Source organism: Oribacterium sp. P6A1, assembly GCF_000702885.1.
Lineage (GTDB): Bacteria > Bacillota > Clostridia > Lachnospirales > Lachnospiraceae > Oribacterium.
Genome location: NZ_JNKO01000026.1, coordinates 12,182 through 35,265 on the forward strand (window position 1 = coordinate 12,182; position 23,084 = coordinate 35,265).

Annotated in this window: 18 protein-coding genes; 2 read left to right on the forward strand and 16 right to left on the reverse strand. The window is 41.2% G+C overall.

The genetic code is table 11. The features are described 5' to 3' along the window. Positions 1–4: 4 nt before the first annotated feature. The 13 genes from hisG to T515_RS13175 all read right to left on the reverse strand — a co-directional run bounded on the left by hisG (position 5) and on the right by T515_RS13175 (position 17,559). Positions 5–661: an ATP phosphoribosyltransferase gene (gene hisG / locus T515_RS13115; protein WP_036612048.1), complete on the reverse strand. Its 657-nt coding sequence runs from the start codon at positions 659–661 to the stop codon at positions 5–7. After that, a complete protein-coding gene (locus T515_RS13120; RefSeq protein ID WP_051671733.1) occupies positions 658–1,746 on the reverse strand; it encodes an ATP phosphoribosyltransferase regulatory subunit in 1,089 nt (362 codons plus the stop codon). The genes hisG and T515_RS13120 overlap by 4 nt, the downstream gene beginning before the upstream one ends. Next, the gene (gene hisB / locus T515_RS13125; RefSeq protein WP_036612050.1) at positions 1,746–2,339 is read right to left on the reverse strand and encodes an imidazoleglycerol-phosphate dehydratase HisB; all 594 of its coding nucleotides are present in this window, start codon (positions 2,337–2,339) and stop codon (positions 1,746–1,748) included. The genes T515_RS13120 and hisB overlap by 1 nt, the downstream gene beginning before the upstream one ends. A gap of 84 nt (positions 2,340–2,423) precedes the next feature. Next, positions 2,424–3,536, reverse strand: a complete 1,113-nt coding sequence (gene hisC, locus T515_RS13130) for a histidinol-phosphate transaminase (RefSeq protein ID WP_036612052.1) — start codon at positions 3,534–3,536, stop codon at positions 2,424–2,426. Positions 3,537–3,872: 336 nt separating this feature from the next. After that, positions 3,873–4,088, reverse strand: a complete 216-nt coding sequence (locus T515_RS13135) for a hypothetical protein (RefSeq protein ID WP_036612054.1) — start codon at positions 4,086–4,088, stop codon at positions 3,873–3,875. A 52-nt stretch (positions 4,089–4,140) separates the two neighbouring features. After that, positions 4,141–11,172 (reverse strand): type II secretion system protein, encoded by a 7,032-nt coding sequence (locus T515_RS13140; RefSeq protein ID WP_036612056.1) that lies wholly within the window; start codon positions 11,170–11,172, stop codon positions 4,141–4,143. 97 nt (positions 11,173–11,269) lie between these two features. Beyond that, positions 11,270–11,821, reverse strand: coding sequence for a PulJ/GspJ family protein (locus tag T515_RS13145; protein ID WP_036612058.1), 552 nt, complete (start codon positions 11,819–11,821; stop codon positions 11,270–11,272). Between the two features lie 55 nt (positions 11,822–11,876). After that, a complete protein-coding gene (locus T515_RS13150) occupies positions 11,877–12,206 on the reverse strand; it encodes a hypothetical protein (RefSeq protein ID WP_036612060.1) in 330 nt (109 codons plus the stop codon). Positions 12,207–12,232: 26 nt separating this feature from the next. Beyond that, positions 12,233–13,078 (reverse strand): hypothetical protein, encoded by an 846-nt coding sequence (locus T515_RS13155; RefSeq protein WP_155988380.1) that lies wholly within the window; start codon positions 13,076–13,078, stop codon positions 12,233–12,235. A 174-nt stretch (positions 13,079–13,252) separates the two neighbouring features. After that, positions 13,253–13,948, reverse strand: a complete 696-nt coding sequence (locus T515_RS13160) for a hypothetical protein (RefSeq protein ID WP_036612064.1) — start codon at positions 13,946–13,948, stop codon at positions 13,253–13,255. A gap of 52 nt (positions 13,949–14,000) precedes the next feature. Beyond that, positions 14,001–15,134 (reverse strand): hypothetical protein, encoded by a 1,134-nt coding sequence (locus tag T515_RS13165; RefSeq protein ID WP_036612067.1) that lies wholly within the window; start codon positions 15,132–15,134, stop codon positions 14,001–14,003. A 17-nt stretch (positions 15,135–15,151) separates the two neighbouring features. Continuing rightward, positions 15,152–16,534 carry a type II secretion system protein GspL gene (locus T515_RS13170; protein ID WP_197026454.1) on the reverse strand — a complete coding sequence of 461 codons (1,383 nt, stop codon included), beginning with the start codon at positions 16,532–16,534 and terminating at the stop codon, positions 15,152–15,154. A 146-nt stretch (positions 16,535–16,680) separates the two neighbouring features. Next, positions 16,681–17,559: a prepilin peptidase gene (locus T515_RS13175; protein WP_036612072.1), complete on the reverse strand. Its 879-nt coding sequence runs from the start codon at positions 17,557–17,559 to the stop codon at positions 16,681–16,683. 411 nt (positions 17,560–17,970) lie between these two features. Between T515_RS13175 and T515_RS17680 the strand changes: the two genes are divergently transcribed. After that, positions 17,971–18,531, forward strand: coding sequence for a hypothetical protein (locus T515_RS17680; RefSeq protein WP_051671734.1), 561 nt, complete (start codon positions 17,971–17,973; stop codon positions 18,529–18,531). A gap of 81 nt (positions 18,532–18,612) precedes the next feature. Here the strand turns inward: T515_RS17680 and T515_RS13190 are convergent, their stop codons facing one another. The 3 genes from T515_RS13190 to T515_RS13200 all read right to left on the reverse strand — a co-directional run bounded on the left by T515_RS13190 (position 18,613) and on the right by T515_RS13200 (position 21,683). Further along, a complete protein-coding gene (locus tag T515_RS13190) occupies positions 18,613–19,125 on the reverse strand; it encodes a hypothetical protein (RefSeq protein ID WP_036612077.1) in 513 nt (170 codons plus the stop codon). A gap of 156 nt (positions 19,126–19,281) precedes the next feature. Further along, entirely contained in the window at positions 19,282–19,893 is a 612-nt protein-coding gene (gene fliY / locus T515_RS13195) for a flagellar motor switch phosphatase FliY (RefSeq protein WP_036612080.1), read from the reverse strand. Positions 19,894–20,021: 128 nt separating this feature from the next. After that, complete coding sequence (locus T515_RS13200) at positions 20,022–21,683, reverse strand: sensor domain-containing phosphodiesterase (protein ID WP_036612083.1); 1,662 nt, start codon at positions 21,681–21,683, stop codon at positions 20,022–20,024. A 325-nt stretch (positions 21,684–22,008) separates the two neighbouring features. Here T515_RS13200 and T515_RS13205 point away from each other — a divergent pair, with 325 nt between their 5' ends. Further along, the gene (locus T515_RS13205; protein ID WP_036612086.1) at positions 22,009–22,998 is read left to right on the forward strand and encodes a guanosine polyphosphate pyrophosphohydrolase; all 990 of its coding nucleotides are present in this window, start codon (positions 22,009–22,011) and stop codon (positions 22,996–22,998) included. Positions 22,999–23,084 lie beyond the last annotated feature (86 nt).

The window sequence follows — 23,084 nt, forward strand, 5'->3', positions numbered from 1 at the left end:
CATCTCAATGCTCCAGCTTGATTGTCTCCACCTTTTCGCCGCTGTTTACTATCCTCGAAAGGCCGTCTCTAAGTTCCATGATCTTCTCATGCTTGAACTGGAAGCTCACCTTGTTGCAGATAAGTCTGGCACTCACCGGCACAACTTCCTGAAGCACATGGAGGTCATTCTCCCTAAGAGTGCTTCCTGTCTCAACTATATCGAAGATAACATCACTGAGGCCCAGAAGAGGTGCTATCTCTATGGAACCGTTCAGCTTTATGATGTCAATGTCTCTCCCTATGGATTCATAGTACTTGCTGGCAACATTGGAAAACTTGGTGGCAACTCTCAGAGTGCGCTCTTCGTTGTCATAAAAATCCTTGGGTCCAGCCACGCACATACGGCACTTTCCTATGTCGAGATCCAGAAGTTCATAGATATCCGGCTCGTACTCAAGTAATATATCTTTTCCACAGACACCAACGTCTGCTGCGCCTCTTTCTACATATATGGCCACATCCGACGGCTTGACCCAGAAGTACCGAACGCCCTTTTCTGCATTCTCAAAGGTAAGTTTTCTGTTCTTCTCGAGAATCGCAGGACAGTCAAATCCCGCAGCCGCCATCATGGAGTATGTCTTCTCTCCGAGGCGTCCCTTTGCAAGTGCAATATTAATCATATTTCAGCCGCCTCCTTTTCCGCTTCCTGCAGGCTCAGAGTCTTTCTTGCCTTTATCTTGTGCTCCATAGTGCTTAACTCGTCAAGTCTCACACTTCTCACCTTACAGTCCGCATGATTAAATGTTTCAACCACTGCAGCCACCTTTGCCGCAGTATCTTTTTCACCGTCGTAGGTAATGAGATAATCCACGTCATAGTCGTGAGGCTTTACAAGGTAGTTCTCAACGGTATCAAGATAAAGAGCGAAACCTATAGCTCCAACCTTACGTCCCATCTTTTCCGGAAGTTTGTCGTAACGTCCTCCGGAAAGAACTGTGAACGGTATATCCGCTACAGCTCCCTGGAACATGATTCCATTGTAATAATCCATGGAATTAACCAGTGAAAAATCAAGGAATATGCAGTCAAGGACACCGAAACTGTCAAAGATAGATGCAAGCTCCGCAAGATGTGAAGCCATCATGGCAGAGACATTGGAAATAGCATACTTCTTCAGCTCTGCCACACCTTCCTTGAAAGGCATGTACAGATCCACCATCTTCTTAAGAGTAGCTGCACTTGCCTCAGTAAGCATTCCCTTAGTAACCAGCTCGTCAAAGCCGGCAGCATTCTTCATGGAGAAAAGTTTCAGGGCCTCTTCCTCAGCTTTTTCGCTGAGTCCCATGGTCTCAAACATCTGCTTCAGAAAAGCCGCATCGGAAATTCTGATAACATACTTATCGGAAATAAGCTGAAGAGACTTTGCCGCCAGGGCAATCACTTCCGCCTCACTGTAGGAATCAATCTTTCCTATACACTCGATACCGGACTGAAGTATCTCATGGTACCTGTGATTCTTCGGGCGGTAAACCGTCTCGTTATAGTAAACCTTTTCCTCACCGCCGAGATTTGACTTAATGATACTGAGGGTTACATCCGGCTTAAGAGCAAGTAATGATCCGTCCAGATCCGTAAAAGTTATGAGCTGATTTGACTTAAGAAAGTCCCTGTTGTCTGCATAGAGATCGTAAGGCTCAAACTTCGTCATCTTGAACTGACGGTATCCGTATCTTTCATATAAACAATTCAATTTACTCGTGATCATCAGGCTAGTACCCCCTTGGTGCTGGGGATGTCGGTTCCGAAACGTTCATCCAAGGAAACCGCCTCTCGGAGAGCATGAGCGAGGCCCTTGAAACATCCCTCTGCAATATGATGGCTGTTAAATCCGGCAAGCTCACGCACATGCAGCGTGATGCCTGCATTAGCAGCAAATGCCGTCAAAAATTCTGTAACGAGCTGGGTGTCGAAGGTTCCGATCTTTTCTGTCGGGAATGGAATGTCTCCGTAGAAGCCTCCCCTTCCGCTTACATCAACGGAAACAAGTATCAGCGCCTCATCCATGGGAAGTGTGAGGCTTGCATATCTCTTGATTCCCTTCTTATCCCCGAGAGCTTCCTTCAGTGCTTCACCCAGTGTGATGCCAATGTCTTCAACGCTGTGATGATCATCCACCCAGGTGTCACCTTCACAGGTCAGGCTCATCTGTATGCCGGAGTGACGGCTGAGAAGAGTCATCATATGGTCAAAAAATCCTATGCCTGTTTTGATCTCCGACTCCTTGCCGTCTCCGTCAAGGTCAATCCACAGGTTCACATCTGTTTCATTTGTTACACGATTTATTTCTGCTGTTCTCATTTACACACCCCGAAAAATAGGCTGAAGCCTTTTTTTGAATTATATGATATAAGTGTCCCAAGTATTTGCCACTCACTTATGATGTCAAGACCCGCATCTCAAATCCGGAAAATTCAGGATATCTGTTACTGCCTCAAGAAATGCATCCATTTCCTCTCTGGAACCTATGGTGATTCTGTTGAAGTTTGAAATCTTCGGATCATTGAAGTGACGAACCAGAACCCCTCTCTCCTTTAGTGCCCTGTACAGCTCTCCGCCCTCTATCATATTGCTTTCCGCAAAGAGGAAATTGGTCTCTGAAGGAAGTACCCTGAATCCGAGACCCTCAAGAGCTTTCTTCGTATAGGCTCTGTTTTCCTTTATCTTACGGCAGTTTGTGTCAAAGTAATCCTTATCCCTCAGTGCTTCAACTGCGCACTTCATGGAAATCCTGTTCACATTATATGGATTATTGGAATTTCTAAGTGTCTCCAGATCCTGAATGAGGGCCTCGTTTCCAAGAGCAAATCCGACTCTTGCGCCTGCCATGGATCTGGACTTCGAGAAGGTCTGAGTCACCAGAAGATTCTCATATTTCCCGATCAGGGCAACCGCCGAAGTACCCTCCGCTGCAAAATCCACATAGGCCTCATCTATCATAACCACGTGATCACTGTTGGCTTCACAGATTCTTGAAATATCGGAAAGGCTGATGATGATTCCTGTTGGAGCATTTGGATTCGCTATGACAATGCTTCTGCCTATGCCTTTGTAACTTCCATCCGGATTCTTTTCTCCCAGGAATGCCTCTATATCAATAGTGAAATCAGAATTCAGAGGTTTCACATCTGTTTTAATGAGATTTAATTCGGCTATTACTTTATAAAAGCTGTAGGTGATATCCGGATATGCAAACCCGTCTTCTCCAAATGCCATAAATGCGTAGTTTAGGCACTCGTCGGATCCGTTTCCTATGAAGACATTTTCCTTCTTAACAGAAAAGGTCTCTGCCAGCTGTGCCTTGAGAGGCTTAAGCTCAGGATCGGAATAGAGTCTCAGATCTTCAGCTTCTTTGGAATTCACCGCCGCGATGACTCCCGGTGCCGGCGGAAAAGGCGATTCGTTGGTATTTAACTTCACATACTTCTTATCCTGTGGCTGCTCACCAGGCGTATAAGGCGTAAGCCCCTTATAAATAGAATTAAAAAACTTTGACATCCGGCACCTCTTCTCTGTTATCCAAAACCGTTAGTTTTCAAGAAACCGACATAAAAATATGATTGATTCAAGCTTATGATCTCATATATACTTTCACTCTTTTAAGTATATCATCATAATAAAACTTTCTGTCATAAGATTTCATTATGTCTGCAATTTCCGCTTTATCGCTCTACCGTAGTAGCACGCTAAAGTGTATGAATGAAATAATACAGACCTTCGGGCGGTCTGTCAAGAAAAAAGAATGAATGTAACACATAAAAATGGAAAAGAATATAACTGCATTAACATTAACATAAAACGGAGCCACGATTTCTCGCAGCTCCGTTTTGATTATTAGTCATTCTTATGATGCTTCAGGTAATTCTCCATCTTAGCTGTAAACTCCTTCTCAGAAAGTCCTGCTCTGGAAGCCGCATCAGGTAGTGTCATAACTTTTTCATTCACCAATGAGAAAAGAAGCGACTGCTGTCCTTCCTGCCAACCTTCCTCGAAACCTTCCTCTTTCATTCCTTTTACAAACGATTTCTCATCAAATTCTGTAAGCACCATATCCACTACCTCCGCTCTGTGCGCTAACAGCCAATCCGGTTCCATGTGACATTCACGAAAACCTCAATATTCCCCAGTCACCATAGAATAACATTAATTTGGTATCCGAATCCTCTATATAACCATTACTATCAGTCCAGTTTTTATAAGGATAATCAGCTATAGGATGAAGCGAATCCACATGAAAAGTATGTCCTTCTCCGGTTTTGTCAACATTATCTGTATTTCCCCATATATGGATGCATTCATTTTCTCCGTCTTCGACTATGCTTATAGTTCCACTGCTAGCAGCCTCTGCCAGCTCATGCATGTTATTATAACCGTCATATCTGTCAAGATAATAAGCATTAGTAACTGATGCAGAGCCTTCTATTCTGCCGGCAAATGCTCCATGATGCTGCCAAACCGAAGTCCATGGTCTTACATATCCCACTGTATAACAGTTATTTATCACTGAACTATCAGAACAAACTCCAGCAAATCCTCCTATGTAATCCTGACCGGCATTGAGTCCGGGTCCCAAAGAAGTTATGGAATTAGTCGAGAAGCAATTCTCTATTGTCACAGGATTAACAGATGAACTCTTTACCACTCCGACAAATCCGCCGATAGAACTGCAGTAATTACCGATTATATTCCAGCGCCCCGCTATTTCCATATCATCTGTCCTGTCTACCACAGTTCCGCCGGAAGTATGACCGCCGGCATAACAATTTGATATGTTGCCTGTACAAGTATGATCACTGATGTTTCCGATGAAACCGCCGACTCCGATACCGGATCCAGATAGATAAGCTGTGGCAAAGCTGTTTTTAATATCCATATGGACCCCGGCAACCTTTCCTATAAGTCCTCCCAAATCGCCATTATACGCATTGAGAGTTCCATTGCTAATACGACCGGAGTGAGCAAAGACTCCCACACAGTTAATGTTCAGAGAACCTTTGTCCATATAACCCAGCGCTCCACCTGCTTCTACATAACCATAAACATCGATTCTTCCATCTATGCTTATATTCTTCATGGTAAGGTCAGAGCTTGTATAGCCAACGACACCACCACTCTCCATGCGACTCAAAACCGTAGTAGTACCATAAATAATGACGTTTTCCACAGTCAGCTTCGCTCCCGGATTTCCAACTATAATTCCGGATGCCAGCGTACCTGTCTGTAAATCAGAATTACCCACGGTAGTGTTACTGAAAAACAGATTTTTCACTGTTAATGCAGTTGTTGTTTTTGCAAACAATCCAGCATTTACTCCACCGTTTATATAGTTAGTGTCCAGATTAAAATTATGCATCGTACGTATCTGTCCATCATACTCAGTGATATCCGGATTATATATGGACAGCATCTTTCCTGCACTGCTCAGCTTGTAGTCTTTATACAATTCATACATAGAAGCTGCCGGCAGTTCTGTAAGATAAGGCTGGGTTTCAGCATTATAAAGGTTTGTACCATAGGTACCATCATCTTCCCAATAAATATCATCAGTCTGTATGGCTTTTGTTATCCTGATTCCAAGACCGGAAATGGCCGGATTCAGATTCATGAGATGTCGGCTGTTTGATATATATGCTGTATAAGTACCGTCTGCATTCTTTTCTGTCTTTTGGAATAGGCTATTAGCAGTTATGGAAATATCTGTTGAGGTTTTTATGCCATCAAAAGTCGGACTGATATAAACCGTGAAATTCTCTCCGGCTGTAGGTTCCGTCCAAAAGCTTTGCATGGTTCCCTTATAATTGGTCCTGTTTCCTGATATATTGTCAACATAAAAGTCCAAAAACTTCTTTCCGCCTCTTTTTACATATACCGCTCTGCCGGTATTTACATTAAAGTAATTCTGCCATCCGTCACCTACCTGTATGGCCTGAATAATCACAGCGTCATCATTGTATAGAACTTTATAGTACTCCTTTGCTTTACTTAATTCTCCCTCCAATCTTAAATATGTCACATTATAGACAGTAGTTCCCACAAGTTCAGTGCTGTAAGTTTCATTCTCTTTCAGATATACAGAAACCTTTAATCTATTTCCATTATCCACAGAAACAGGGCTTAACTTTTCAGGCACCATCCAGTCGCCGTAAAATACTGTATGCCCTAAGCCGTTTTGGGATGTATCCCTGTATGGGAATTCTTCTAATTTCTTATTGAAAGTAATAACATCAACAAACTCATGATAGTCATTTCTAATATGAGACGAATCATGATCTACAAATTCTATTCCGGTTATCTCATAGGCTGGTGAGCTTATCGGATCTCCAAAATTCACTAGTTTCAAAGTTGTATCATCATTAAAGTTGTCACCCTGTAGAACATATACGTTTTCAAATATAGGTATTTTATCTTTATCATTCTCTAAAGTCCATTTTTTACCATTATAGTTATGTCCTATAAAAGCACCCATTAAATCTGTGCCGGAGTAAAGCTTACCTTCCGCATAACAGTTACTATATTTCTGAAATTTGTGTTGCATTCTTCCAATAAATCCACCTACCGCACCACTTTTATTTGTTTCATCGCCTATTGTTGCCTCAGAATGAACCGATGATGTAGTAAAGCATCTTTGAATGAGAGTCTGTTCATTCATATCAGTTCCGATGTACCCTATAAATCCTCCACTTGCTATATATCCGCAGACATTATATCCACCAGGTTCTACTATGGTTGTCACCGTCGACAGATCCGAAATACTTATATTCGTCGACAGAGCACTACGACCAATATAAGTCTCATCCAAACTAACGTGTCCTCCGGCAAAACAGTCTGAAATAGTTGATTGTCTCTTAGGCTGAAATGCTCCAATAAATCCTCCGGCACAACGAGATTTTTCTGCATAAACATATGCAGATGCGCCGGAATCATTGATATAATAAGCCCCATACAACGCATATCCTATTAGCCCACCTGCATGAGGGCCAGTTTTAGGATTTTTATCCTCCGATAATGTTCTTACAAGTGCATTCTTTCCGTAAACATAAACATTATATATTTTAAAGGTACCACCATTACCATTCTCAGACTCTCCACTTCTATCAGTCTCACCTATAAGTCCACCGGCACTTCCATTTTCAGAAACCACAACAGGCTCGATCAGAGTAAGGTTATGAATCTTTTTAGTCTCTCCGGTAGAGGTCTTTATAAGTCTGAAAAGACCTGCACTTGCATTTTTTTCCGGATCGGTTGAAACAGGATTTTTGTTATAAATAAAAATATTGTTGATACTCTTATTATTTCCGTCAAAGTCCAGAATATTTGGATTGTAAATGCCATAAAATGCATTTTCTACCGTCAGGGCTTCAGGATCCGATTCATCTCCTGCCTCTCTGAAAGGATAAATCAATACAGATGATTTCCCGCTTTCAGTTTTTATGGCATCCAGAAAAGCCCTGTTTGCTGAACCGGCACTGCTTACAGAATCATCAGAAGCTTTCCAGTAAAGATCTTTCAACAGCTTAACTTTTGTGTAATCACTGTCAATGTTTGAGACTGTAGTATCCAGATTCTGAAGATGTCTGAAGTTCATGATCAATGCTGTTTTACTGTACTCAGATGCACTGGCAGGGACTGCCGCTATAGCCTCTGCCGGATTTATATCACTGTAATGTGAATATTCATACTTTTCGTTTTGAATATATCCTGAACCTGCCGCAAACAGACTATTGGTGATACCTGACATAGGAAGCCTCTTACCAACAGGCTTCGAAAGTTCTGTGATAGCATCACTCCTTAATTTAATCCAGTCTACAAATCCCTGCCTTATCGAAATCCTTATATCCTCCCCGTTTACGAAACCATCATAAAACTGAGAAGCAAAACTCAGTCCCGGTTCTGTAACATCATCTAAGTAGATTCCAAAATACGCCATATCACCGTAAATTACTTTATTATATCTTACGGATTTGATATAAAAAATCTCTGACCCGTCATGTTCACCGGAAAGATTTGAAAGAGCTGTTTCTTCCGGTATGGTTTCGACATCATTTATTCCATTATTGAGCATACCCAGATTGATCTGCATATATGCTTTCCTACCGCTGGTCATGCCTTCCATCAGAAATGAAGCGACAGTATTAGAATTCAGGCTGTTTAAAGGTAAAGAAAGCACAGCAAGAAGTTTTTCTTCATTACTGATAAATAATTTAAGGTTATTTGGCTTAGCAAGAGCCCAGTCTCCCCGGTGATCATCAAAGTCTGATTCAGCGCCGCTTAACTGTCTGATGGTTTTATATGCATAGGTATTTCCCAGTTCAGCATCCCAGGGATATGCAACTTTATCAGCTGTTCTCAGAATCTCATCACCAGAGGTTTCAAAAATATTTGTCACTGTACCGGTTCCTGCTGCCGCAATCGACTCATTAAATCCCACACCCTTCAGATAGTAATTATCATTATTGCCATCTTTTCCGGAAGCTGTTCCGCTTCCCACAAAGCCTCCTTTGATTCCTCCTGTCACAGAATCTATAAGTCCTGTACAGTAGGTGTTTGAAATACGTATCCCGTTACTTTTGCCAATGAACCCACCGGCATAAGAAGCGTATACAGAAGCTGTTGCATAGGAATTTGTTACATTGACTGCAACTTCTGCATTACCAATGAAGCCTCCCGCATTGAGGCCTGAGTTGACATTAAAATTATAAGCTGAAACTTTCTTTTCAGTTCCGTTTCTGTAGCTTGCGCCTCTTGTATGTCCTGAGGCATAAGAACCATCTATGTCATTATCCGCTACCGATGCCACAAGGCCTATGAAACCTCCTGCATTGCTTCCTGCAAAAACATATGAAGTACAGTAAGTCTTCTTTATGTCCAGTCCGCCTGATGCCTTTCCTATTATTCCTCCGGCATTACTGCTTTCTCCCTTGCCCTCTGTTTTTATTTTTTCGCCCAGTACATAGCAGGAAAGCAGTTTCGCTTTCCCACTGGTGCTTCCTAAAAGTCCTCCGGCATTTTCATTTCCTTCCACAGTAAAAGTGTCATCTCTGATATCGGATGCGCTCAGTTCAGCTTCATTAGAGCATCCGCCTATGCCTCCGGCATCCCCTGAAGCACTGATTTTATTGTCTGCTCCTGTAAAATGAACATGCTCTGTCCTGAACACACCTGTGATTTTCCCCGCAAATCCGCCGGCACTTCCACTTTTTGCAGATATATTTGCAGCTTTTCCAAGGATATTACAATTGTTGACACGCATCAGGCTTCCTGTGTTCTGTCCGACAAATCCGCCCGCATTTCCGCCATTTGAAATAATCTCTATAGCAGAACCTGAATACTGGGAAGATACCTTATCTTGTCCTGTGATATCGCATTCTACTATCTCAAGCAGGTTATCACTTTTTCCTACAAACCCTCCGGCATCACATCCGTCACCCAGAGAGCAGATTTTGTGACTGTTCATTCTGAGATAACAGTTCGTCAGTTTAGCCTTGCTAACAGCATGGGCAACAAAGCCCCCTGCATTTCCTGCATCGGTGCTTTTCACAAAATCACTGTTTTCTATTGTAAGATTCTTGATGCTGAAGGTCTTTGTCCCATCATTTAATGAAGCATAGGAGAAAAGACCTGTATCACCATTCTTTCCTGTGGATGAATATATATTTTTGATGCTGTGACTGTAGCCATCATAGCTAACAAGGTCCTCATTAGATACACCATAGTATCCTGCTCCCAAAACTGACCCATCATATTTATAAATCTTCAGGGTTCTGCCGGCGTTATCTGAAATATCTTTTCTTATATCAAAAACAAAGGATCCGTTACCGCTATAAGTGATATCACCTGACTGGAATGCATCCGTTACACTTATCTCTCCTTTTTTTCCTTTAAGCTCGTCATAGAGACATTTACGCTTCAAGCTGAGATTGGAAATATCAGGGTCAAGATTCTCAAGATGCCTTATGTTCCTGATTTCCGCTCTGCTCCCGTTAAGGCTCTGAAACAGACTGTTTACTTCAGCTTTTGTGCTTTCAGGAGCTGCCAGCACTGAATCATCCATGATCTCAGCTTCTATTTCAAGCTGCTCGCCCGGAATCATATATGGAAAACTGTTATAAAAATGGCCGTTCTTTGAGGTTATGTCATCCAGAGTAAAGGTGAAATATTCTGATTTTAATACTGTTTCATGTCCCCACTCAGGGTATGACACATTATCGTCACTTACCGAAGGTCCGTTTGCGTTGGAGTATCTTGTCTTAACAGCGGCCCCTGACACAGTTCCAAGGGTTTTTAAATACATGATCTGTTGGTTTTCGCTGGTAAGTCCCTTTACCTTTAAAAGTATGGTCTGCTGGTCTGTTGAGGTATTATAGGTTTTGTAATTAGGGTTTTCTATAGTTACCTTTAACTTTGAACCATTGTCAATGTCTACCTTCAGCGGCTTAAAAGTTACTGATGTGATATTATCCTTTTCAGCTGCAGTATAACAGCCTATGATGGAATCTTCCGTCTCTTTCCTGTAATGAACTCTCTTAGACCTGTCATTAACAGCATCCTTAAGATAAGCATTTCCGCTTTCATATGCTTCATCAGCTGTAAACTGATGAATATGAGAGCCGCCAAAAAAGGTGTGAGCTTTTCCCGAATAAAAAACAGCAAGTACAGAAGCTGAATTTACTTCATAAACGATAAGGTAATTTCCTTCTTCCTCTATCTCCTTATCTATGGCATAACCGGGAAGCATATACGAAAGAATGAGAGCTTTCGTGCCCCCCTCTTTTCCTGACCCATTAGATATGATATAACGATAAACCGAATCTTCATTAACAAAATCAACGCCATCCAGATATCCGGGCTTCGTGTCCAGTTTTGCACCATAATTAGCGCTCAGATCTGTATCCTTATATTCCTGGTATTTTCTTTCATATTCTCCACTCGCAAAAGAAGCACTGAGATGATTCTGTGCAGCGATGAATATTTCCTTCGCTGTATTATCCATCTCAAGTGCCTGAAGATTTCTTATATATCTGCTGACCGCAACAAAAGAAACTCCCGCAAGTATTCCCATGATCGCAATGACGACAAGAATCTCAGCAAGAGAAAATCCTTTACTGTTGGTTTTTCGTTTTACTGTTTCTATCATATTTCATCAAGTCCCGTAATCTGTATTCCTGCATCATGCTGATTTACGAAAAGCTTTGAAACTTCTTTACCGGTGAAAGACTATCCATAAGCATTAATCAGGCATTTACAGGAACTATCTTTATGTGTTCGATACCTACAAGTTCGATAATCGAATCATTTTCTTTCTTTTTCACAGAGAGATCAATATCAAAATGATCATCATCGTATGTCACGTTCCAATCTGTAAAAATATCTTCTTTTTTCTGATATCCTACAAGAGGTTGGGGGGCTGTAAATCCTCCATCCTTTTTATAGCTGATGGCTAAACCTCCGGTTCCTTCAGAAACAGTATTCAGCCTTATGATTCCTTCCGAAGCATGCTCAAAAGTCAAGGTTCCGCTTTCAACACTGAATGTTTCAGAATCCGGTTTTGCATATATAAGCTTGTCCTTTAAAAGAGTAAGGGTATTGGCAAGCAGCATCTGAGCCTCTTCATACTCGGTCATCTGCCTGTGAACTCTGGCCATTGTTGTCATTCCTGTAGCCACCATGATACCAACCATAGACATGATTATAATCGTAGAAAGAGTCTCTGTAAGCGTAAATCCCCGACTGTCTGTAATTTTTTCAGAAATACTTTTCAGAACAGACATGTTATTTTCCTTCATCCCTTTTATTCTCTTTCGCTGTAATGCTTTTATACAATCTTTTTCACTTCTCATATCAATAGCTATATATGATCATTTTATATTCGTCAGAAGACTCGTTTTTCTCATTACTGTATAGTTTAACGCCATCTGAACTGTCATATTGAGACTTTTCATAAACCGGAGACCTGCTGAAAACTATTTTTCCACCCGAATACTCTTTCACTTCCGTTCCCCTAACTTCCATCATGGAGTTCCTGGAATAATAGTCTTTTATGGTTTCCCTGCTGGACTTAACTATGTTTTGCGAAGCCATGACCATCCCTGCGAAAATAAGCATTGAAACCGCCGCAATAAGTGTGGCAACCAAAACCTCAGATATAGTCTCACCTTTATTTTCAGTCAATTTTTTTAAACACCGCATATCCTTACCTAAGCTTTTTCTATAATTATAGGCGTAAATGTTAAATCGTACTCCCTTGTAATGGTAGTAGTCTCTTTTTTTTCATCTTCACTTATATTTTCTGTCACTGTACTCTCATGGGGTGTAACTGTTTTGTTACACTGCATCTTTAAAACCATAGAATATTCATTCATTGCAAGTCCGGCCGAGTCTTCCTGGATATCATTAATCAGCTTTATTGAGAGTTCCCCTGATGGCTTAAGATTTACTGACATTTTTACCTTTAATCCGGAAATATCTTCCGATCCGTTTTTTACACTGATTTCCGTATCGCTTACAGTAATTCCCTCTTTGGCCTCATCACTTATATCACTCTCGCTCTTGAACCAGTCCTTACTAAAGGCATCCGGATAAGTATCAGAATTCGATTCAGAAGTTTTTTCACCATAATTGGTGATTGAAGAATTTGTAAGCAGATACAAAAGTATATTATCCTCTGATCTTACATCAGAATTTATCAACTGTTCACTGCCATTAACCACATGATAAAAAACAGGCTTCTCATAAGTGTAACTTGTTGTAACTTCCTCTTTAGGAACCTCATCTTCAATAGTTGTTACAGTTGTTTCCTCTATAATAAGTTTTTCTTTGGCTTTTATATGTTCATTTGAAAGCTGTTTCTCTATGAATTTTGCAGCAGATCTTACGGCATAGTAGTTCTGGTCAGAGGCCTTCATGCCCTCAAGTCTGCCTGCTGTTGTAGTAGCACCAAGGAGTATCATGCTTCCGGTAACCGCGCAGACCACAAAAAACAGGAGAGCCATCATGAGAGTCGCACCGCTATTTGATTTTAGTTTATTACTTATCGCACCCATTTCGACCCTTTACACTCAAAAGCTAAAATGCAGAGTAAAAAATCCGCAGATTTCTATTCATCTCCCATTAATGCATCTTTAATCCATAATGCTGACATACAGATTAATCTAATCGGCTCAAGTACCATGTCTCCCGTTATGTATTCCCGGCAGATCATTTTATCTCCGGATACATCATCCGTTTTCCGCCGCTATTGATTCAGCGATAGTCTCCAGTGTATTTCTTTCCAGCTTGGAGAAATCCGCTCCTGCCAGTCCAACATACTCATTCTTCTTTTTTGATTCTCCCATGATGAGTCCCGATGTGGTCTTTGCTCCGATCAGAGTCTCATAAAATGTCACCGTCAGATTGCACCTTATCGGACTGTTCAGCACGCTTACAAAATTTTCGGTGGATTTGCTCACGGCAGAAACATTGACATCCTTTATCATGCAGCGGTAACGGCTGTCATGAACCATCTGGATGATCTTTCTGCAGATCCGGTAATCCAATGCGGTAAAGCTGATTTTAATGTTTCTGCGGACAGTATTGTCCTCTGCCACCGGAACCTCAAAGCCGTAGTTATAAGTTTCCGCAAGCGGAACAAAAATGGTGTTCAGAAACGCCGCCTCCGCCTTGAAATTGTCATAGGTCGAAACAACACCTATCATGTTTTCCTGATTTTCGCTTACCTCTTCCTTCATGGACTGGATAAGCAGGGCTTTGTTCTTTTCGACCTCCAACTGTTCCTCTATCATAGAAGTATCTGCCGCCTCTATCCTGTCTCTTACAGGTATACGGATAAATCTGTAGTATACAAGTCCCAACAGCAGAACCACCAATATGAGCAGAAATACTTTTTCGATTTTTGTGAATGACCTGTTAAGCATATTTCCTACTCCTTAAACAACTAAATAATCACATCGATGTTAATGTCTTTCCCTAGCCCCAGGGTGATCCGCTCTGTATCGAAACCGAACCGCTTCCGAAAGGATTGGCGGAAGGGGTATCGATATAAACGTTCTGTGCTGAAGTACTTCCTCCTGTCTGGGCTGCTGCCTGCTGCTGGGCTGCCCATGCCTGTTGTTGGGCTGCCGCCTGAGCTGCTGCCTGCTGCTGGGCCGCCGCCTGTGCCGAAGAATTCGAAGAAGACTTGGAACTTGATTTGGATGAAGAACCGGTACTTCCGGAACTGTTTCCCGTACTTCCGCTCTTGGAACTGCTGCCTGAGCTGTTGTTCTTTGAGCTGCTGTTCTTAGAACTGCTGTTTTCAGATTTTGAATTCTCTGACTTTTCTTCAGCCACCGTTCCATCCTCTGTCTCCGGAGCGACAGTCTCCATGATATAGGGTACGTAAGCATTATCCCCTACAGCCTGTCCGGTAGGACTCGCATCAAGGTAAGCATCCACAGTTTCACTTCCGCTTGAAACGGCATTGGTTACTTCCTCAGGTGAACGGAAATATACTGTGATCGATGCATCCACATACTGGGGAGCGATGACATTGCCCTCCTCATCCACAGTAACCTTGTTGTAATTCTGTTCCACCGTGCTGGCTGTCTGGGCCGTAACATAGCTTATATACTCCGACTCCTCCAAAGACCTGATGATCTCGGGAAGACGGTTGGCATCTGCTATTCCGAGTTTTATCTCTGCCACATTTCCGGAAACATTGACACTCTGAATAGCGCCTTTCTCATGTATGCGCTCGTCAATGATGTTCAGCATGGTCACCATATCCTGGGCGGCTGATTCCTCATCCGTCATGTAGCTGTTTCCGTATCTGCTGTATTCAGTCCGGACATCCATGAACTCATTGTTCTTTTCCTGAAGTTCCTGAAGCTCATGAAGCTTCTCGGCATAAATCCTCTCAGCATTATCTGCTTTACTCAGTTCCCTGTATACACCGTATTTTGTGAAGAAATACAGAAGTACAAGATAAACTGCAAACAACGAAAGGGAGAAGGCTATATTTCTTACCTTCTTTTCCTTGTACATGAGATTTATGTATTTTTTACTGGGATACTTTTTATCACGTCTTATCCCTATGCTCTTCGACGTTTTCGTGGTAGCCAAGAATATGCCCCCTATACTCAACTGTTCCCTTTACTTATCTGTTCCGTAAGCTCTTCTATAGCTCTTAATGTATCTGTGTTTACTTCTTTCGTATCTTCGACAGTACTCTCTTCGGAAGAATATCCGACGGTATCGGAATGTGCACCCTGCCCGGTCTCTTCAGGTTCACTGTCATCAAGTCTCACCAGTTCTTCATCATTCCCTTCCGGAACATGAATCTGTGTTTTCGAATTCAGGAAAGATTCCGGAATAACTGTTCCGGAAGATTCATTATCTGAACTCTCTGTAACGGCTGATATGCTGTCTTCATAAGCCTCTGCTTTCTCCGATGAATCAGCAGTTTCAAAACTATCCTGCTGCTTTCTTGCTTCTGCGATCTCCGCTTCCGAAAGAGCTGTCACATCCTCATCCGGATCCAGCGCAACACCGTAGCTTTGAGGACTCAGCGAAAAAGCGAGTCCAATTTCCTCATCTAAAATACCTGCAAGATCCCTGAGGGGTCTCACCGGAATGTTCAGAGTCTCCGAAAGTATCTCTACCAGTTTCCTGATATTGCCTGAACCTCCGAAATAATAAAGCGTATCAATGGTATTTGAAGTATTGCTGTAACTATAGAAATTCAGCGCTCTCATGATCTCTACCGCCCTGCTTTCATACAGCTGTACAAGCTTTTCATGAGTCTGAATGTCGTTGACATTTTCCTCTTCCGTGATACGGGCGATATGAACATCAGTACCCGTTATCTCAGAGATCGTCTGTGCAAATGAATATCCTCCCGGCTCCAGGCTTCTGGTTACGTCGTAGACCCCATGATTGTAAAAATGAATCTTGAAGCTCTGATCACCCATATCCAGTATGGCATAATCCTTATCTGCCGGAACCGAAAACAGCTGATTGTATCTGTTCAGTATCCGCTGTATTCCGATCACATCCGGAACCAGTCCTATAGGATTCAGCTTTGCGTTTTTCGCTAAATTTCTGTATTTGTTTATGAGCTCTCTGCTGCAGGCTACAGCAAGAAGCTTCATATTTTTTTCGCCCTGCTCGATAACGGCATAATCATAGAAATATTTATCCGTATTGTCTGAAATATAATCCTGAAACTCAAAGGGAAGATTCAATTCCAGCTGCTTAATGGTCATGACAGGCAGCTCTACCGCCCTGACATAAACTCCGTTTACGGGTACGCTGAAAATAACATTTTTGCACCGGATTCCATGCGACTTGAAGGTATCCTTCAAAAAAATCGCCATGGCATCCCAAAATTTTATCATGCCGCCCTTAACAGCATTGTCAGGTACATCCTCATAGAAGGACTTTTTAACATTTCCCTTTACTATATATGATACTTTTATCCGATAATCACCTATGTCAATGCCGACAACTTTAGTGCTTTTCATTCTTACCTCCATGAACCAGGCACGGGAAGCATTCCTCCTCACCAGTATCTGACCCATCAACAAAGTTTAAGTATTCATTTTAAAACCTGAACCGCATATTCATACTATGACATGAGTGTCAAAAGTCGATATCGGACCGCTTCGCGCTATGCCAGTAAACCAGTATACCAAACAATAAACTCACTTCCTATCGTGATAGAAACCAAAGATGCCACCGAAATAGACGGTCCAAAAGGTATTTTTTCCTTTTTCAGGCAAAAAACAAAAATCAGCCCGACTATACAGCTCAGAATCAGATTAAAAAATGCAACAAAGGTGCTCATATAAAGCCCTGTCACGAACAGCAGCTTAATGTCTCCGCCTCCCAGTGATTCCTTACCCGATACCTTGTCAAAAACCAGGGATACTATCATCATGAAAAGTGCCACTGATAAAGCACTCACAAAGCCCATCATGAAATCCCTGATCAGGTAGGAATAAAAGGTCAGGCCTGTAAAATCCCCGGGAATATTATCTGCTGCCGCAAGATAGAAGTCCGGTGACAGATAGCTCATAATGCCCACTCCCTTTGTGTATGTTATGAGCGGAAGTGTCAGCAGCCACCACGCTATACCCGCCGCATGAAATCTGTCGGGTATGATATAGGTCTTCAGATCCACGAGACTGAGTCCCATAAGTATAACTGCAAGCCCCATACTTCTCAGGGCAACAAATGAAACATCAAATTTAAAAACAAATACAACAAAAACCGTGCCAAGGACTAACTCGACCCATGTAGATTCCGAGCTTATCTTTGCCCCGCAATACCTGCACTTTCCGCCTGAACCGATATATGAAACAATCGGTATCAGATCTCTGATTCCAAGCTGATGATTGCATACATCACAATGAGACCGTCCGCTGAGAACTTTCTCTTTCTTTACGATACGCCAGGCAGTACAGTCTATGAAGCTTCCGAATACAGCTCCCAGGACAAATGCAATAACCAGAACATATATCATCAACCCTATGCTTGTATGGTACATAAACCTTCCTTATACATTATCGCAGCCAAAAATCCACTCCCTTTTCTCCGGTTTAAATTTATACCGGAAACACAAAAAGAGTATCCAACCAAACGATAACTTCTCTTATCATTTATATCGGATAAAATCAATAGCTTATAAAATATTTTTTCTTTTCTATTTAATTTTACAATTTTATTCTTCCTATATGAAGTTAAATCCGCTAAAAAATTGAGAATTTCTTTCAATCCTTACTCTTTTTTCCTATTTGTTAATTCTTTTAATTATTGATTTGAATTTAATACACATGTGCTATACTTTAGCTGTTGCATGATTACGTTTAAGTATAGATAAGCTTACATGCATCGTCAGACCTTAAAAAAGTAAATCAATCATGAGGACTGGCGTTCCCAGAATAAGGAGGGGTTAGATATGAAGTTGAAAAAATTATTAGCAGCAGGACTTGCATCACTTATGATCGTAGGTTCATCTATGACAGCTATGGCCGGCATGTGGATGCAGTATGGCGGATCATGGTTCTACCTTAACGATTACGGCACATTCACTACAAACCAGTGGGTTGGAAACTACTACCTCGGACCTACAGGTGCTATGCTCACAAACACATGGACACCTGACGGATATTTCGTAGGCGCTGACGGAAAGTGGATTCCTAATGCAGCATCCGGTGATGTAAACAACAGCCTTTCACATATCGGAACATATCTTTGGGCATATACAAAGAGTTCTAACGGAAGTGTTGTAAATGCATACTACACAGATACACGTCAGGTTTCTATAAACAACGATAAGTCACTTACTGTTATCCAGACAACAAACGGTGTTGTTGGTGCTACTTCACAGGTTTCATTCCTTGGAACAAATCAGTACGTAAGTGTTATCAACGGTCTCAAGTATTCATTCCCTTCATCAATCGAGCTTGTTATCACTGATAATCAGGGTACTGAGATGCACTACGCAAAGATTTCTTAATAGAAAAACATTTCATACATTAAAAAAGGTTCTGAGATAATCACATCTCAGAACCTTTAATTTATTGTTGCTTCAACTTCTTCAGACAACACGATCATATGTAGATCTCTCCTCATCCAGTAAAAAATCATCCTCTATCGACACAGAACTCTCTGCATAAAGAGTATCGATTCTGTGAGCTATACCTGAATGATTTATCTGCGCATTTCTCAGTTCTTCCTTGGTCTTGGCTTCACGTAAAACACGCTTATATTCTTTCAGCTCCTGTTCTCTGTCAGCCACTTTTCGATAAGTCTCTGGATCATACTGTTGAAGATAAGCCTTTTCGCTTGGTGTCAGAGCATCTCCGTTATCCACCTTACGCTTCAGATTTTCAAGGCTTTGCTCACTGGGACGCTCAAAAAGAATCCTGTTGTTCATTTTGGCTTCCTCAGAATCCTCATCCTGAAAATCCTTATGCTCAGTCTGGTAGGCCTGATCGAGTTTGTTGTTGTTTCTGCTTCGCATCTCAAGATACTGTTGCCATCGACTTTCCGTACTTATACGTTCTAGGTTATCGTATCTGGCAACGCCTTCTACTGCCTGATAACTCATAGGGGGTACCTCCTTGTATTAAGCGTGCCGCATTCCTTCGCAGCATTTCATTGTATACACGCATATATACTTATATATTTTTATAAATTATACTATAAAAAATATAAATAGGAAACCCCTTATATATTGTTTTCAAGTGTCGACGGTATTTAAATTTTAAAGTTGTCCGGCCTTTTTCTTTAAAGTAAATTTATCGACCATCTCTACAGCGAAGGAAATCGGATAAAGCTGAACCATAGTTGAGTGTATAAGATCGCCGATATCCATCTTGAAAGCAACCTTTACGAACTGATCCTGGGGCGAAGCAAATATCTTTTCAAATGTCTTTACACTGTCAACATCAATTTTGCACACTTCCGGCGGGCTGATATCAACCATACGATCGAGTAAAGCCGCAAGAGATGTTGCCGATGCTCCCATCATCTGGTTCATAGCCTCTGATATGGCACTAAGGTGCATCTCATTCACCTCTTCCTGATTATTGGTCCCGTCACCACCCATCATAAGATCCGTAATGGATACTACATCCGGCTGCTGAAGAATAAAAACATTGTTTCCGTCAAGTCCAACAATATAATGTATCTGAACGAATATGCATGTCCTCTCATAATCGTCCAGAGCCGCGCTGCGATTGATAACACTGACTCCGGGTGTCGTGATATTAACGGGAAGATTAACCAGCTTACTTAAGTTAGTAGCCGCATTTCCCATACTTATGTTCGCAATTTCGCCTAAAATATCTTTTTGTTCATTAGTTAACTCACTCATTCGCGTTCCCTCGATAATGTTTTATTTGAACACCAGTAACCTGACACATAGTCTTATATATACTTATCGGTTAAAGAATGTGCAAAATAAGCAGCAAACGCAAAAAACTGTAAATTAGGCATAATTTGTTATTTCAAATATTTATCAGCGAATGTGTCCATAGGTATAGGTTTTGAGTAAAGATATCCCTGCATCTTATCAACTTTACAGCCCCTTAAGGTATCTCTCATTTCAACAGTTTCCACACCTTCAGCGCATGTTATGGCTCCAAAGATTCCTGCAAGCTTATTTACGAGTTTCACCAAAGATGACTGCTTTTCATCGCTGACGATATCCTTCACAAACTGTCTGTCAATCTTTAACACATCAATAGGCAATTCCTGAAGCAATTCAAGTGATGAAAAACCTGTTCCGAAATCATCAATTGCAATCTTAATTCCTTTGTTTCTAAGCTTGCCGCTTAAGTCTTTAAGCATATTATGATCCAGGAGCCTGCACCTTTCGGTTATCTCAAGACACAGATTTTCCGGAGGAAAACCTGCCTCCTCAATCGCCTTATTTACAACACTCAGAAAATTCAGCTGCTGAAGCTGTGCATAAGACAAATTGATATTTAAAACAAAGTCCGGACAAGTATCCAGAATTCCCAGACATTCTTCCATGGAATGTCTCAATATCCATTCTCCCAGTTCCGGGAACAATGCATCGCTCTCAAGGACAGGAATAAAATCATTAGGCATGACAAGGGATCCGTCATCATCGATCCAGCGTATCAGAGCCTCTGCTCCCACAAGATTCTCGGATTTTGCATCGAGAATAGGCTGATAGTAAATTACGAAATTCCTGCAGCCGTTGGCTACGCATTTCCTTATCCTGTTGATTCTTTCCAGCTCGTCAATACCGTTTTTTCTTAATCCTGTATCAAAGAAACAGAAGCCTCCCTGCTTAGTGTACTTGGACTCCTGATATGCATGAATGAGACAGGACAGGATAGTATCAACATCCACGTCAAAGCTGTCTACTGAAATAGCGCCTGCATTGATATTGAGTTTAACCTGTTCTCCTTCAAACTCAAAAGCCGTAGCAGCTCTTTCTCTGTAGGATTCATAGTTTTTTTCCAGTTCCTCTATGGTGGCATCCCGGCTTATCATCGCAACCTTCACGCCATCAAGTCTGTATAAATCCCCCTTACCCGCGTCATGATCAAGCATAAACCTGATTATATGCTGAAAAATACGTGTACCGAAATCGTATCCGAAGATATCATTGATCCTTGTATAGTTTGTTGAACCGTACATAACTATCTTAATAGGAACATGGGATTTCAAGTACCTGTGTACATCCTGAAAAAATCCGTTCTGATTCCGTAATCCTGTGATGTTATCTACACTTTCATTTACAGAATGATTTCTTATCATTCCGACAAAGTATTCCGGTTCATCATTATCATCTTTTAAAACAATCCCTCTGCAGGTACAGGTATAATACTTTCCTGATACATCTCTGACTCTGTATTGGATATCATGCTTTCCTTCGCCGCTGCTGAAGAGCTCATCTATACTTTCCCTGTAAATGCCTCTGTCCTCGGGATGAATATATCCCTCCCAGACATCTCCGGCCGCATAGATGTATTCCGACTCCAGTCCATACAATTCAACTGCGCTCTTTGACCAGCGGGAATAATTATATCTCATGTCACAGACATATACATCCGTTCCCTCTGCGACCATGGCATATGATTCAAACATTCTGTTTAATTTATCAATTCTGTTCTGTGTGATCTCTTTCATATCCGAATACAACATCTTTTGAAAATAAGGTTTAATGTTTGTTTCAATCTTAACAATCCTTGTCAGGCAAGTAGGTATTATACTATTTAATTGCTAAAGTGACACCCTGCTTTGAATGCATTAAATATTATATTTCTATAAAGTATTTAATATCTCTTTATTCCCACATATTTTTAATCCAAACACTATATTTTTTAAACATCCTTTTAAAGTGTATCGGCATTAGGCTTCAAAATATTTGCAAATGAGTGTTTTTTCCATATAATTTAAGCTATAGATGTTAAATATATTTTGTTTTTCTAAGTCTTTTTGTGATTATTTAATTATGGTTAAACTAAACGATTATTTATATGACGGGCATACAGTCCTTGAAATTCTTCACAACTACAGCAGAGATTTAAAAGCCAGCGCTTTGAAATCCCATAATCAGATAGATATTGCCCACTGTAATTTTCTTATCGAACTGTCACAGATTCTGGAGCACAATGAATTTCTGACTTCCGAATCCCAGAGAATACAGGACTTCTATATATTTATGTCACAAAGATATCCCTTCCTGTCATTTAATCTGAAGGGCCGCATCAAATCATTATTGCGTGCAGAAAAAAAATTCAATGGCTATATAGTTCAGTTCATATATGATTATTACAGACTCCACGGTGAGTATCCTCCTCTCTCTGCCATAAAAGCAAAGGTTCATAATTTCAAGGATCTCATTGCTTACCGCATAGTCATATCCTTACCTTTAAGTAATCTTTCCGAGGGGGAGAATCAGGCCGAGTCGGAATTGAATTATCTTTATGAGATTGCCAATGTACTGCCTGAGTTTTTGGAAGAACGGGGCTTCACCGCTGAACTTTCATCCCTTAAGCAGGAGAATGCATCTCCATTACTCTCTCCTTCCGTGGCACCATACTACAGAGACTACGTGGCAAATCCCAGAAGTTCCGGTTACAGATCATTACACATTACGTTTTATGACAATATCTCCAGGGGCTTCACAGAATTGCAGCTTCGAACAAAGGATATGGACGATTTTGCCGAAATCGGTACCGCAAACCATTATTTCTACGAGAAAAAGCAGGAAAATCCTCTGGTACAGAGGAACACTATTCCCGTAGGTGAATGTATTTATTTCGATGAAGCCTACAATCGTATAATTGAACTCAGAAATCTGGATTTTTCAAAAGTCAGGGTTGATATGTTCAATGCTGTGGATAATACAAAAATGAACGATGGCTGCGGCTTTTATAAGGGACGTCTCATCCTGCCCTATGAACATCTGGCAAAACCGAAAACATCATTGAAAAGCTGATATGTAATGACCTTTGTCAAGAAGTAAATTGAGCCAAAGATCCCTACAAACTTATTTGATTGTTTCTGAAGGCATCTTGATAGAGC